Origin of the sequence: Pantoea sp. UBA6567 (assembly GCF_002434165.1) — a bacterium.
GTDB classification, from domain to species: Bacteria; Pseudomonadota; Gammaproteobacteria; order Enterobacterales; family Enterobacteriaceae; genus Pantoea; species Pantoea eucrina.
Genome location: NZ_DJJN01000004.1, coordinates 48,981 through 61,499, shown reverse-complemented (window position 1 = coordinate 61,499; position 12,519 = coordinate 48,981). Strand labels below are relative to the sequence as shown.

Here is a 12,519-nt window from a genome sequence, read left to right as displayed (position 1 = left end):
TTCACACATCCCGATCAGGGATAAACTTTATATTTGAAATACTTCTGCGCCAGGCGATCGTAGGTACCGTTGCGGTGCAGTTCTGCCAGGGCCGCATTAATCAGTTTAAGATTTGCGACATCATCTTTGCGCAGCCCGATTCCCACGCCGTTACCTAATACAGCTTTATCGGTCAGGGTCACTTTATTCACATATTTCTTTCCTTCTGCGGTATTCAGGAAGCCCTGATCGGCAGACACCGCATTCGCCAGCGTGCCATCAAGGCGTCCGGCAACGAGATCGGGATAAATCTCCATCTGGTTGGGATAGGAGACCACGCTGACGCCTTTGGGTGCCCAGTAAGTCTGCGCGTAGGTTTCCTGAATAGTCCCCTGCGCTACGCCGATGTTTTTACCGCGCAGCGTGGCGATGTCATCAGTCAGGGCGCTGTCAGCCGGGGTGATGAGCGCGCTGGGGGTGACATAAAGCATATCGCTGAATGCAACCTGCTCGCGTCGTTTCTCCGTCATCGACATGGCTGACAAAATCGCGTCAAACTTCTTTGCCTGCAGCGCCGGAATAGAGCCATCAAAGCCAATCTGAACCCATTTGCAACTCACTTTGGCCTGGGCACAAATGGCGTTGCCGAGATCGATGTCAAACCCCTGCAGCGAGCCATCGCTGGCTTTGGATTCAAAAGGGGGAAAGGTGGGATCGACGCCAAAACGCAGCGTCTGTTGCGCCGCGGCTGACTGAATAGCGCAGTACGAGAGCAGCAGAGCCAGTGAAATTCGCTTATACATAATTCTCTCCGGAAGGCTGAAAGCACAGAGAGCAGTCATATCATGACCCGCAGCATTCAGCCAGAGCGGCAGCCGCGATTTGCAGAGCAAATTCTTATAATAGTTAGGGGGTTAGCGAAAATTACGACGGCCATCAGATTAACTTAAGGCGGCGGGTGACGTTTTCCTGACTGAAACCCGGCACGAAGCGGCCGCTCCGTGCCGGGTGAATCACGTTATCAGAAACCGCTAAGCACCAGCTTGCCGCGCGCGCGTCCGCTCTCGATCAGCGCATGCGCTTTGCGCAGGTTAGCAGCATTGATGCTGCCGAGATGCTCCCCGGCGGTGGTCTGCAGGGTGCCATCATCAATCAGCTGGCTGATACGCTGCAGAATCTCATGCTGGCGCTGCATATCCGGCGTTTCAAACAGCGAGCGCGTAAACATCAGCTCCCAGTGTAATGAGATCGCTTTACGCTTGAGCGGCATGGCATCCAGCGTCTCCGGATCGTCAATCAGCGCCAGCTTACCCTGCGGCGCCAGCACCTCAATCAGCTGCGTATAGTAGCTGTCAGTATGGGTAAGCGACGCAACATACTTCACCGTGTCGATGCCGAGCGCACGCAGCTGCTCCGCCAGCGGCTGGTGATGATTGATAACGTGATGCGCGCCCTGCTGCTGCACCCACTCTTCAGTCTCAGGACGGGATGCCGTACCGATAATTGTCAGCCCGGTGAGTTTGCGTGCCAGCTGGGTGAGAATAGAACCCACTCCCCCGCCCGCGCCCACAATCAGCAGCGCTGCGTTCTCATCCGCCTGCACCTCAAGACGGTCAAACAGCAGCTCCCATGCGGTGAGTGACGTCAGCGGCAGCGCAGCCGCATCGGCATCGCTCAGGGAGCGCGGTTTGTGGCCGGCGATGCGCTCATCCACCAGACCATACTCTGCGTAGCTGCCGGCCCGACTGATATCGCCGGCATAAAACACCTCATCGCCCGGCCGGAACAGCCTAACCGCTTCACCCACCGCCTCTACCACACCGACGGCATCCCAGCCCAGAATGCGCGGCTGCTCAGTGGCGGCGCCTTTACGTACTTTGGTGTCGACCGGATTCACCGCAATGGCATTGATTTTGACCAGCAGATCGCGGGCGCCCGGCTGGGGTTTGGCAACGTCAGCGTCATACAGCGCATTTTCATCCGAAATGGGTAAGCCGTTCTGACTATAAACAATGGCTTTCATGCCTTATCTCCATGGTGATTGACAGATTTTCTGAATGCCCATCAAGCATAGCGGGCAATGGCGCATGGAAAAATCGACGTTGCAGGGGAAGACTTTCACTCGTAGAGTGAAAATCCGGTTTGCCAGGTAAAAACGTCATGGTTCGTCTCGAAGATATTACGCTGTTTGTCCGCTCAGCTGCGCTGGGCAGCTTCTCCCGTGCCGCGCGCGAAGCAAACCTGCTGCCGGGTCAGGTCAGCGCGGCAATTCAGCGGCTGGAGCGCGATCTCGATCGTCGCCTGTTTGCGCGCTCAACGCGCAGTCTGCGGCTGACCGCCGAGGGTGAGCGCTATCTGCCTTTTGCACAGGAGATGCTGGCGCTGATGCAGGCAGGTGCAGAGAGTCTGCAGCGTCATGACGACGAACTGCGCGGTGAACTGAAAATTGCGATGCCATCCGATATCGGGCGGCATATCCTGCTGCCGTTACTGACCCGTTTCTGCCGTCAGCATACCGGATTGCAGCTGCGCCTTTCACTCTCCGATCAGGTCAGTAACGTCTTCCGCGATCCGGTAGATATCGCTATTCGCTACGGCAAATTAGAGGAGAGCAGCTACGTTGCGCTGCCGCTGGCTGAAAATAACCGGCGGGTACTGGTCGCATCACCCGATTATCTTATTGAACATGGCCGGCCTGCCGCGCTGACCGATCTCACCCGCCATCACTGTCTGCCGTTTATGATGGGAGGCCACGTATATGATAAATGGAGCTTTCCGCAGGCGGAGGGCGCGCAGCTTATCACGGTAAAAAGCCGCCTTATGTGTGATGACGCGGAAGTCGCACGCCGCTGGGCGCTGGCAGGAATGGGTATCGCCTATAAGTCCTGGCTGGACGTGGCTGAGGATGTACATCAGGGGAGGCTGGAGTTGATTCTGCCTGAGGTAAAAGGTGAGGCGACGCCACTGCATCTGATCTGTCCGCACCGCAGGCAATTCTCGCCAGCGATTCGCGCCCTGCACCATCACTTACGTGAGCATCTGCAAAACAGCGTGTCGCTGCCGGGCAAAGATTAATGGGTGAGCCAGCGGTTAACCGCTACTCTCACGCTTATCAGCGCCAGCATCACGAATAATCCCGTTCGGATTTCTCTCTATTCTCTGCTGCCTTTACGCTATCAAACCAGAGCCGGTCAGCTTTTCCTGACGCGTAACCCTTGTCCGCCTCCGGTTTAAGATGGCCTGGCATGGTATTCTTATTCTGAATCAGTAATAGTAAGCCACAGCACATATTTGTCAGGCTAACTATTCAGGATAGATAATGTCTTATTCCAGACCCCGATCGCGCAACCTGCTCACACACATCGTGCTGTTTATTGTGGTAATCAATGTCATTGATGTTATTCATGCGCTGCTGAGCTGATGTCAGACAGCCAGATGAATATCGCGGGAGGGAGCGGTGCTGCAGCACCGCACTTTATCAGGAGTTATCGGGAGGCGTACTGCTTTCACTGAACTGCGGACGCTGGCGGGTCACTGAATAAACCACATGTTTCGGCTTAGCCGTATCCGTGGTGATATCAACGCCCGGAATGGTGACTTTGCCAAAACCAAACAGCGTCTGTACATAGCCGCCGATTTCATGCTTGCCTGCCGCCACGCGGATCTCTTTATTCTCACCTTTTTTCAGCATGCCCGCTTCCTGGCCGTCAACGGTAACATACACTGCCGATCCATCATCCGTGCGCGTAACCAGGTGTGAAACGTTGATTACCGTAGGTCCGCTGGCAAAGGGCGTGTCGGTGTTGCTGTTCTCAATCGGTGCGGCAGCACTCACCTCTGCCGGCGCGGTGCTGGCAGTCTCATCAGCGTGATGACGGGCGCAGCCGGTAAGCAGTAAGGCAGCGGTTAAAGAAGCCAGTGTAAAACGTGAAAGCATTGTGACGATCATCCCTTAGCAAAATGAGAAGCGTTTAGTTTAGCGTGGCTTCTCATGTGATAACAGTCACAGGATTCCAGTATTTTCCGAAAAACCTGCCGCCGGCTAACTGCTGCTGGCCGCCAGAATCGCCAGGTCCGTATAGCCCCGCTCCGCCAGCTCGCTGGCCGCCTGTGCGGCGCGTATACCGCTGGCGCAAACCAGCACGATGCGCCGCCCAGTGGGTGGCTGCCAGGCCGCCAGATCTGCCGGCAAAATACGCTCAGCCTGGCTTGCCACGCTGTGGGGCGCTTCATCCCGGCTGCGTAGCTCGACAATACAATCTGCCGGGGTAAGCAGCGAGCAGTCGATAAAGGGCACGCCCGGCACGACAGGCTCCTGCGCTTCATCAAAGCGAAACGCGCGAAAGTGCCAGTTCACAAAATCGCAGTTGACCAGTAGTCCCAGCGGAGACGGCTGCAGATCAAGCAGCACCGTAAGCGCCATCTGCGCCTGTATGGCGCCAAGCGCGGCCACAGCCGGCCCCATCACCCCTGCCGTGTTGCAGCTGGCAGCCGTACGCGGCAGCCGGGGAAACAGCGCCCGGTAGCTGGGCGCACCTCCGCAAAATCCGCCCGCATAGCCCTGCCGGCCCAGCACTGAAGCGCTGATAAACGGTGTACCGGTCGCATAGCAGGCGTCTGAAAGCTGCCAGGTCACGGCAAAATTGTCGGCCGCGTCGATGACCAGCGAACAGTCAGCCATAGCCTGCGCGATGTTGCTGGCCGTCAGGGCCTGTGCGCAGGTTTCGATATTGACCTCAGGATTGCGCTGCGTCAGCGCCTGACGCGCGCTGAGCACTTTTGACTGCCCGATATCCTGCTGCGTAAAGAGCGTCTGGCGATGCAGATTATGCAGCGCCACTTCATCGGCATCATAAATACGCAGCGTCCCCACGCCGGCCCCCACCAGCTGCGGCAGAAGCGTCGCGCTCAGACCGCCCGCGCCGGCTACCAGCACGCGCGCCTGCGCCAGCTTACGCTGCCCTGACGCACCAATTTCCGGCAGTACCATCTGTCGCTGATAGCGTTCCATCCTGTTCTCCTCAGCTTAGTGTGGCCAGACCGAATACCGGCGTTGATGCCATCGCCATATCGCGCTTTTCCATCAGCCCTGCCTCACAGGCACTGCGCCCCGCAGCAATGGCCTGGCTGAACGCCGCTGCCATGCGGATGGGATCGCCCGCTTTCGCGACGGCGGTATTAAGCAGAATGCCGTCAAAGCCCAGCTCCATCGCCTGCGCCGCCTGGGAAGGAGCACCGATCCCGGCATCGATAATCAGCGGCGTATCCGGGAACCACGCCCGCATGGCGCGCAATCCGTCAATATTACGCAGGCCCTGCCCTGAGCCAATCGGTGCGCCCCAGGGCATCAGTAGCTCGCAGCCGGCAGCCAGCAGTTTCTCGCCAACAATCAGATCTTCCGTGGTATAGGGAAATACGCTAAATCCTTCAGCACACAGGATGCGTGCGGCTTCCACCAGCGCAAACGGATCGGGCTGCAGCGTATCGGCATGCCCAATCACCTCAAGTTTGATCCAGGCCGTATTGAACAGCTCGCGCGCCATATGCGCCGTGGTTACCGCCTCTTTCACCGTGTGGCAACCTGCGGTATTGGGCAGTACGCGAACGTTAAGGCTGGCCAGCAGGTCGCGAAACGCGGCACCCGCACTGCCCTCCCGCCGCAGGCTTACGGTAATAATTTCACTGCCCGCCGCCGCTATCGCCTGCTGCAGAATGGCCGGTGACGGATACCCTGCTGTACCCAGCAGAAAGCGCGATGTGCCCGTAAAGTCGTAAAACATGCGTTACCCTCCCTGCATCGGTGACAGGACTTCCAGCTGGCAGCCTGCCGCAAGCGGCTGACGGGAGTAAGCGCTTCTGGGCACGAAGTTGCCATTCAGCGCTGTCGCCACGCAGCTGGCATCGATTTGCTGCTCCTGCAGCAGTTCGCTGACTGTCTGCGCCTGGGTTTCAACGATCTGTCCGTTAAGCTGGATTTGCATAAGGGGTCTCCTGAATCAGTTTTTGCATCAGCTGCTCTGCCAGCATCGGCGCCAGCAGAAAGCCGTGGCGATACATGCCGTTAAGATAATAAATACCGTTTTCATAACGAATTTCGGGCAGGTTATCCGGCCAGGCGGGCCGCAGGCCGCTGGCGCTCTCGATAATGCGCGCTTCAGCCAGCGCCGGATGTATCGCCCAGGCGGCGCTCAGCAACTCCATCATGGCGCGCGCGCTGATGGCGCTGTCATCATCGCTCTCGACCATGGTGGCACCCAGCATAAAGCAGCCGTTACGCCGCGGAACCAGATAGCAGGGAAAACGCGGATGCAGCAGACGAAGCGGTCGTGAAAAGTGCAGATCCCGACTCTGTAAGATAATCATTTCACCGCGCACGGCCCGCAACGAGGGCAGCGCGTCGCGGGCATGAATGCCACGACAATCGATGATCTGGCCGGAAGGCGCGGAGTGATGGAACGTTACACCGTGCGCCTCAAGCTTCTGGCGCAGCTCAGTGAGCGCCAGCCGGGGATCGAGATGTGCTTCGCCCGCAAACAGCAGCCCCCGTGCGAAGCGATCCTCCAGCGCCGGCTCTACCTCTGCCGGATTGACCCACTGATGCGCGTGAGTCAGGCGCGCAAAACGGTTCAGTTCCTGACTGTCGCGTGGCGGAGCCAGCACCAGCGTACCCTGATGCTCAACGCAGCTTACGCGCTGCTGCCACCAGCGAGCGGCATGCTGACCCAGTGAAATAACCTCGGCGGGCGCGCTTTCTGCTTCACACCAGGGCGCCAGCATGCCACCGGCATACCAGGATGCGGGCAGACGCTGCGCGTCATCGATCACTTCAACAGATTCACCGCGCTCCACCAGCAGGGTGGCCACGCATAGCCCGCTGACGCCTGCGCCTAACACGCTCCAGCGGCTCATTGTCCGTGTTCCGGATAAAAAAGAAGGGTCACATCGGCCTCTCAGTGTTGACTGAGACCCGCGGATACAGGAAGGGAGATAAGGAGGTGCAGCCGTTTGCTGCAGCATCCCGGACGGCACCGGTCTGGCGCCCTCAGTCTTCCTACGCCAGTATCAACTGGGTCAGGTTCAAAGGGTCGCTGAACCGCGCGGTTGCGCTATCAGCCTCTCAGTCTCTGTGGCGAGACTCCCCCGACATCTTTAGTTTTATTCAAGCCGCATCACGCCGTCAAGGAGAGCCTTTTAAGGCTCTCTTCAGGAGCTTACATTTTGCGCTGCAAAAAACGATTATTTACGGCTTCTCCTTACTTATAAACAATAACTTAGAAGCCGTTTTGAACGCGGTTTTCTGGCTTATCGGCGTCTGAGACCAGAAATCAGATCACATTAAATTAATATATTTTCTACGGAAAACAGCGAATGTAATGCCACGTTTACGTCTGGGATCATGAAAGACTCAAAGCCTTAATTCGTCGCGGCGAGGGCTTTGGCTGCTTCCTGTGGGTCGGTAATGCTGCGGTAATAAACTTTGCCGAAGGTGCGATCGGGCACGCCGCCCAGCTCGATCCCGGTCATTGTTTCATGCATGAATTTAGCCCATAAAAACCCGCTCGGGACGGGTGTGTTTTTATCAGAACGTTTTCATCGGAATGTAATCTGAACAATATCGAATAATTTTTTCATCATCTGTGATTAAGGTCAGCGCCTCCATGTTCGCCTGAGCAACGATCAGCCGGTCAAACGGATCGCCGTGCATATCACGAGGCAAACGTTTAAGACTTACGGTGTGATGTGATGAAATGGGAAGTTCGTTATAACCGTTTGCGAGCAAGCCGCGCAAAATCTCCTCTGGATCAACCGTAAAATGAGGTTTACCTAACGCGAATTTTATGGCGATTTCATGAATAGATGCGGCGGAAAAATATAGCTCGTTTAAGGGATCAACAATCAGATCGAAACAGGCTTGCGGAAGACGCTTAGAGTCTGCGCAAGCCCAGATAAGATAGTGAGTATCAAGAAGATAGCGATTAAAGATGTTCCGCGTTCTTACAGGACTAGTCATTGCCACCTTCAAACATCGACTGGATTTCATCTGACATGAAATCGTTGAAATTATCAGGAATGGCATACTTTTTATGATCTAAAAAGCCAACACGGTTTAACAGAGGCGCTGATTTATAAGGAACTATCATGGCTATCGGATCACCGTGGTTAGCAATGATGAAACTTTCACCGCTACTCGCTGAACTCAAAATCTGAGAGTAACGAGCTTTCGATTCGGCTACATTCAGGACTTTCATATTAACCTCATTAATTGCGGTCATGAGGTCATATTATCACCTACCTGATAAAAGTGGTCAAGTGGCCATATTTTATATAAGCAACTGATATTAATACTATTATTTGATAACCGATGTTTATTCTATGAAATGGACGAATATTCGGGATCGGAAAATTTGCATCGAACAAAGTTAAACAGGGATGAAAATCGTCATTGATATGGCCAACATGCTAATGGGTGCAAAACGTTCAGTCCTGGATGTTCTTGATCAGCTTTGAGAGCTCAGCAACGACTCAGGTCGCGTGGTCCCGGCGTTGAGCTTAAATCAGATCATGGTTGCCTTTACCCGCGCACGCGAGAAGACCGGGCTCAAATGGAAAGTTTCAGCGCCAACTTTTCACAAGATTCGCTAGCGTGATTTCGGCCCGAAGATGACATGAAAAACCTGCATCGCAACGGAGTGGATCGCGCTCTCAGCCTATGTTATACACACTCATGTTAATGAAAATGATGAGATTTTACGGATAATTATCCGCCTACTCTACTTTGGCAAATGACGGAAGACTTATGGAACAGATTAGAATCGCCTTTATCAAGGCTGGCTGGCATAAAGATATTGTGAACAATGCGCTGGCAGGATTTGTCAGTGAATTCAATGAGCAGGGCGCAGACAGCGTGCTGAAAACCTATGATGTGCCCGGTGCTTTTGAGATGCCGCTGCTGGCCAAACGTCTGGCTGAGACCGGTCGTTTTGATGCCATCGTCTGCGCCGCGCTGGTCGTGGATGGCGGGATTTACCGTCACGATTTTGTTGCGCAGGCAGTGGTTGACGGCCTGATGAGCGTGCAGCTCAGTACCAACGTACCGGTGTTTTCTGTTTCACTGACGCCACATAACTTTCAGCCGGTCAATGAACTGGAATCATTTTATACCGAACATTTTATTAAGAAAGGAAAAGAAGCCGCACGGGCCGTGCTGGCTATTCATCAGCTTAATATTGATTAAGGCTGATGTATTAATTCCGTTTTATTATGTAGTAGCGAAGAGTGATACGGAAATAAGCGTATTTATTAACAGGACGTGCCATCATGGAATCACGCGCGTCCTGTTACCTTTAGTGTTTAGCGGCTCGCTTCATGACCAATCAGCCCGCCGATTGCCGCCCCGCCCAGCGTACCGAACGTACTGCCGCCGGTCAGTACGGCGCCGCCCAGTGCACCTACGCCAGCGCCGATCGCGGTATTTTTACCACGGTGAGACATGCCGCTGCATGCGGTAACAGAAAGAGCCAGCATCAGCACGGCGGCAATATTTAAGCTGCGTTTTAAAGTCATCAAAATCCTCATTACCATTTAATAATGGAATGCAATCAGGTTAGTGTTGTTAGTTATTTGATCGCCCTTTGCCGGCAGGCGGCATGGGTCTCAGGATGCGAATTTAATGTGCTGCAGAAATTTAAGAAAGGTAAAAATTCTTATTTTAGCCTGGCCCTGTCCGGGTTCCGAATTAAACGCTGATAAAACCGCCAATGGTGAAGAAATAATGGAGAACAGTCATGAATAAAGGGTAGCATGCCGCAGCACGCTACCCTTTTTGGCTATTAACGCTGAGGATGATTCACTTCAAGCGGACGCAGATCAAACACCAGCACCTCGGCATCATTACCATTCGCAAAAGTCAGCGCCGTTTCATTACGCACCCGCGCGCCGTCGCCCGCGCTGAAGCGCACGCCGTTAACCTCAATACTGCCGCGCGCAACATGAATATAGGCGTAGCGATCGGCTGCCAGCGTCAGCGTCTGCTGCTCATTATCGTTGAACAGGCCGGCATAAATACGCATATCCTGTCGCACCTGCAGCGAACCGGACTCGCCCTGCGGCGAGACAATCAGGCGCAGTTTGCCGCGCTTATCCTGTTCCGCCACGGAAACCTGCTGATAGCCTGGCGCGGTATTGCGCTCTGCCGGCACAATCCAGATCTGCAGAAAATGCACGTTGTCGCTTTTCGAGTGATTAAACTCGCTGTGCGTCACGCCGCTGCCAGCGCTCATCAGCTGCACATCACCCGGCACGATAACAGAACCGGTACCCATTGAGTCTTTGTGCTCCAGAGCACCTTCCAGCACATAGGAGATGATCTCCATATTATTGTGCGGATGGGCACCAAAGCCGCGACCGGGTGCAACCTGGTCGTCGTTAATCACCAGCAGATCAGAGAAGCCCACCTGCTGTGGATCGCGGTAGCCTGCAAAGGAAAAGGTGTGGCGTGAATACAGCCAGCCGTGATCGCCGGTGCCGCGCTGATTTGAAAGGCGTTGTTCAATCATGATCTGCTCCTGAATAAGTAAGGGAAACGATTTTGCTTCCTGATGTGATTCAGTATACGTAAACTGATTTGCTCAACAATGTGCTGACATGACAATCACTGTCACGAATTAGTGGACACTATGCAGATAGACGATCTTCGTATTTACGTTGCTGTTATCCATGCGGGCAACTTCAGTGCAGCCGCTGAACAGCTGATGCTTTCAAAGCAGTATGTCAGCCGCCGCATGGCGGCGCTGGAAGCGGCGCTGGGCACCCGCCTGCTCAACCGGAATACCCGCAAGCTTTCGGTGACAGAAAATGGTCTGCTGTTTGCGCATCACGCACAGCGCATACTGGATGATGTACAGGAAGCGGAACTGGCAGTATCCGGTCGTCATCAGGCTCTGCAGGGTAACTTCCGTCTGAGCGTGCCGATGTCGTTTGGCATTACGCATCTCTCCCCCTACATTGCTGAATTCCTCACGCTGCATCCCGGCCTGCAGTTTCAGGTTGAGCTGGCCGATCGCCATGTCGATATGGTGGGAGAAGGATTTGATATGGCTATTCGCATCGGCACCCTGCCCGACTCCAGCCTGATCGCACGCAGGCTGGGCGAATTCCGGCGGCTGATCTGCGGCAGCCCTGCCTATCTTCAGGGCGCCGGAGCGCCGGAGACGCCTGCGGAACTGTCGCTGCACCGCTGCCTGCGCTACGGCCGGGAAAGTCAGCAGGGCTGGGAGCTGTTCAGGGACGGGCAGCGCAGCGTCGTGGCAGTTCAGGGGCCGATGGTCAGTAATAATGGTGAAATGCTGCGCGATGCGGCGATTGCCGGGCTGGGGCTGATCCTGCTGCCGGAATTTATCGTGGCGCCGGCGCTGGCCAGCGGTGAATTAATACGCGTGCTGGATGCGTGGCAGCCCGCCTCGCTGCACCTTAATGCGCTCTACCCGCAGCATCGCCAGCGCAGCGAGATCCACCGGCAGTTTATTGCGTTTTTACAGCAAAAACTGGCGGCTCAGTGAGCCAGCGCCAGCAGCGCTGCACCCAGCATGCCACCCTGATGAGCATGGCGGCCGGGGATCACCAGCGGCTGCGGCGTACGGCGCAGCACCCGCTGCTGCACCGCCTCGTTAAGGGCAGCTATCAGCGGAACAACGGAGGCCAGCCCGCCGCCGACGGCGACGCAGCTCGCTCCGGTGATGTTAACGGTGTAGGCCAGCGGCTCACTCACCAGCTGGAGCCACGCCTCCAGCGTCTGCTGCGCCTGGTTTTCGTCTGCCTGCCAGCGTGAAACGATCGCTTTGCTGCTGAGCGTTTCATCATGCAGCACGCGGTGCAGGGTTTCCAGACCGCGCGCTCCGCCATAAGTATCAAGACAGCCGCTCTGACCGCACGGGCACGGCTGACGCGGTATGGCAACCGTTTTGCCTGCGATATCAACTTCGCGTAGCGTGATCGGGCCATGTCCCCACTCACCGGTTAAGCCATTCTGACCGGTGATCAGCCGGCCATCTGCAACCAGTCCGCCGCCCACGCCTGAACCGAGGATAGCGCCCAGCACCACTTTATGCCCCTGTCCAGCCCCGGCCAGCGCCTCCGCAACGGCAAAACAGTCGGCATCGTTATGGACCGTGACCGGACGCTGCAGGTATGCGCCAAGCTCCTGCGCCATATGACGTCCGTGAAAGGCAGGTATGTTACTGGCAAACATCTCGCCGCTCAGTGGCGCTACAATTCCGGCGGTGGAAACCGCGACCGGGGAGTGCGCGCTGAAATGTGCCTGATGTCTGGCGATCGTATCGCTGACGGTAGCGCAAAACGCTTCCCAGGAGCGGGCGGGCATCGGCTGCTGATCGAGCAGCTGGATCTGCTCAGCCTGCGTCATCACGCCAAGTTTAATAAATGAACCGCCAAGATCGAGGCAGATTACCGGTAAGGCAGGAATAGTCATTGCAGAGTCCGCTGGGTCAGCAAAAAGTTGCTGGCAATGTAAATAAAATAACG

Annotated in this window: 15 protein-coding genes and 1 riboswitch; of the genes, 3 read left to right on the top strand and 12 right to left on the bottom strand. The window is 55.7% G+C overall.

Features of this window, described 5'->3' with window-relative positions; all coding sequences use genetic code 11:
* Window positions 1-14 precede the first annotated feature (14 nt).
* Both B4M48_RS03730 and B4M48_RS03725 read right to left on the bottom strand, forming a co-directional pair.
* Entirely contained in the window at window positions 15-782 is a 768-nt protein-coding gene (locus B4M48_RS03730) for a transporter substrate-binding domain-containing protein (protein ID WP_071668388.1), read from the bottom strand.
* 218 nt (window positions 783-1,000) lie between these two features.
* On the bottom strand, window positions 1,001-2,002 hold the full coding sequence (locus B4M48_RS03725; protein WP_150034839.1) for a zinc-binding alcohol dehydrogenase family protein: 1,002 nt from the start codon (window positions 2,000-2,002) through the stop codon (window positions 1,001-1,003).
* 137 nt (window positions 2,003-2,139) lie between these two features.
* Between B4M48_RS03725 and B4M48_RS03720 the strand changes: the two genes are divergently transcribed.
* On the top strand, window positions 2,140-3,054 hold the full coding sequence (locus tag B4M48_RS03720; RefSeq protein WP_040113614.1) for a LysR family transcriptional regulator: 915 nt from the start codon (window positions 2,140-2,142) through the stop codon (window positions 3,052-3,054).
* A 403-nt stretch (window positions 3,055-3,457) separates the two neighbouring features.
* Here the strand turns inward: B4M48_RS03720 and B4M48_RS03715 are convergent, their stop codons facing one another.
* From B4M48_RS03715 to B4M48_RS03685, 7 genes are all read right to left on the bottom strand, one after another.
* Window positions 3,458-3,916: a hypothetical protein gene (locus B4M48_RS03715; RefSeq protein WP_040113616.1), complete on the bottom strand. Its 459-nt coding sequence runs from the start codon at window positions 3,914-3,916 to the stop codon at window positions 3,458-3,460.
* 105 nt (window positions 3,917-4,021) lie between these two features.
* Window positions 4,022-4,990, bottom strand: a complete 969-nt coding sequence (locus tag B4M48_RS03710; RefSeq protein WP_192415493.1) for a HesA/MoeB/ThiF family protein — start codon at window positions 4,988-4,990, stop codon at window positions 4,022-4,024.
* 10 nt (window positions 4,991-5,000) lie between these two features.
* Window positions 5,001-5,759 carry a thiazole synthase gene (locus B4M48_RS03705; RefSeq protein ID WP_040113620.1) on the bottom strand — a complete coding sequence of 253 codons (759 nt, stop codon included), beginning with the start codon at window positions 5,757-5,759 and terminating at the stop codon, window positions 5,001-5,003.
* Window positions 5,760-5,762: 3 nt separating this feature from the next.
* Window positions 5,763-5,960, bottom strand: coding sequence for a sulfur carrier protein ThiS (gene thiS / locus B4M48_RS03700; RefSeq protein WP_040113622.1), 198 nt, complete (start codon window positions 5,958-5,960; stop codon window positions 5,763-5,765).
* Window positions 5,944-6,888 carry an FAD-dependent oxidoreductase gene (locus B4M48_RS03695; protein ID WP_288655974.1) on the bottom strand — a complete coding sequence of 315 codons (945 nt, stop codon included), beginning with the start codon at window positions 6,886-6,888 and terminating at the stop codon, window positions 5,944-5,946. Before B4M48_RS03695 ends, thiS begins: the two co-directional genes overlap by 17 nt.
* Before the next feature lie 122 nt (window positions 6,889-7,010).
* Window positions 7,011-7,131: riboswitch (TPP riboswitch) on the bottom strand.
* A 427-nt stretch (window positions 7,132-7,558) separates the two neighbouring features.
* Window positions 7,559-7,990 carry a type II toxin-antitoxin system VapC family toxin gene (locus B4M48_RS03690; protein WP_052246551.1) on the bottom strand — a complete coding sequence of 144 codons (432 nt, stop codon included), beginning with the start codon at window positions 7,988-7,990 and terminating at the stop codon, window positions 7,559-7,561.
* A complete protein-coding gene (locus B4M48_RS03685) occupies window positions 7,983-8,228 on the bottom strand; it encodes a type II toxin-antitoxin system Phd/YefM family antitoxin (protein ID WP_040113898.1) in 246 nt (81 codons plus the stop codon). Before B4M48_RS03685 ends, B4M48_RS03690 begins: the two co-directional genes overlap by 8 nt.
* 548 nt (window positions 8,229-8,776) lie before the next feature.
* Between B4M48_RS03685 and B4M48_RS03680 the strand changes: the two genes are divergently transcribed.
* Window positions 8,777-9,214: a 6,7-dimethyl-8-ribityllumazine synthase gene (locus B4M48_RS03680; RefSeq protein WP_040113628.1), complete on the top strand. Its 438-nt coding sequence runs from the start codon at window positions 8,777-8,779 to the stop codon at window positions 9,212-9,214.
* A gap of 116 nt (window positions 9,215-9,330) precedes the next feature.
* Here the strand turns inward: B4M48_RS03680 and B4M48_RS03675 are convergent, their stop codons facing one another.
* Together B4M48_RS03675 and B4M48_RS03670 are read right to left on the bottom strand one after the other, a co-directional pair.
* Entirely contained in the window at window positions 9,331-9,543 is a 213-nt protein-coding gene (locus B4M48_RS03675) for a glycine zipper 2TM domain-containing protein (protein ID WP_250341412.1), read from the bottom strand.
* Window positions 9,544-9,809: 266 nt separating this feature from the next.
* Window positions 9,810-10,535, bottom strand: coding sequence for a pirin family protein (locus B4M48_RS03670; protein WP_040113632.1), 726 nt, complete (start codon window positions 10,533-10,535; stop codon window positions 9,810-9,812).
* A 120-nt stretch (window positions 10,536-10,655) separates the two neighbouring features.
* On the opposite strand from B4M48_RS03670, the gene B4M48_RS03665 reads away from it, so the two are divergent.
* Entirely contained in the window at window positions 10,656-11,537 is an 882-nt protein-coding gene (locus tag B4M48_RS03665) for a LysR family transcriptional regulator (protein WP_071668393.1), read from the top strand.
* Here B4M48_RS03665 and B4M48_RS03660 read toward each other — a convergent pair.
* On the bottom strand, window positions 11,531-12,466 hold the full coding sequence (locus tag B4M48_RS03660; protein ID WP_040113640.1) for an ROK family protein: 936 nt from the start codon (window positions 12,464-12,466) through the stop codon (window positions 11,531-11,533). The two genes, B4M48_RS03665 and B4M48_RS03660, sit on opposite strands and share 7 nt — an antisense overlap.
* Window positions 12,467-12,519 lie beyond the last annotated feature (53 nt).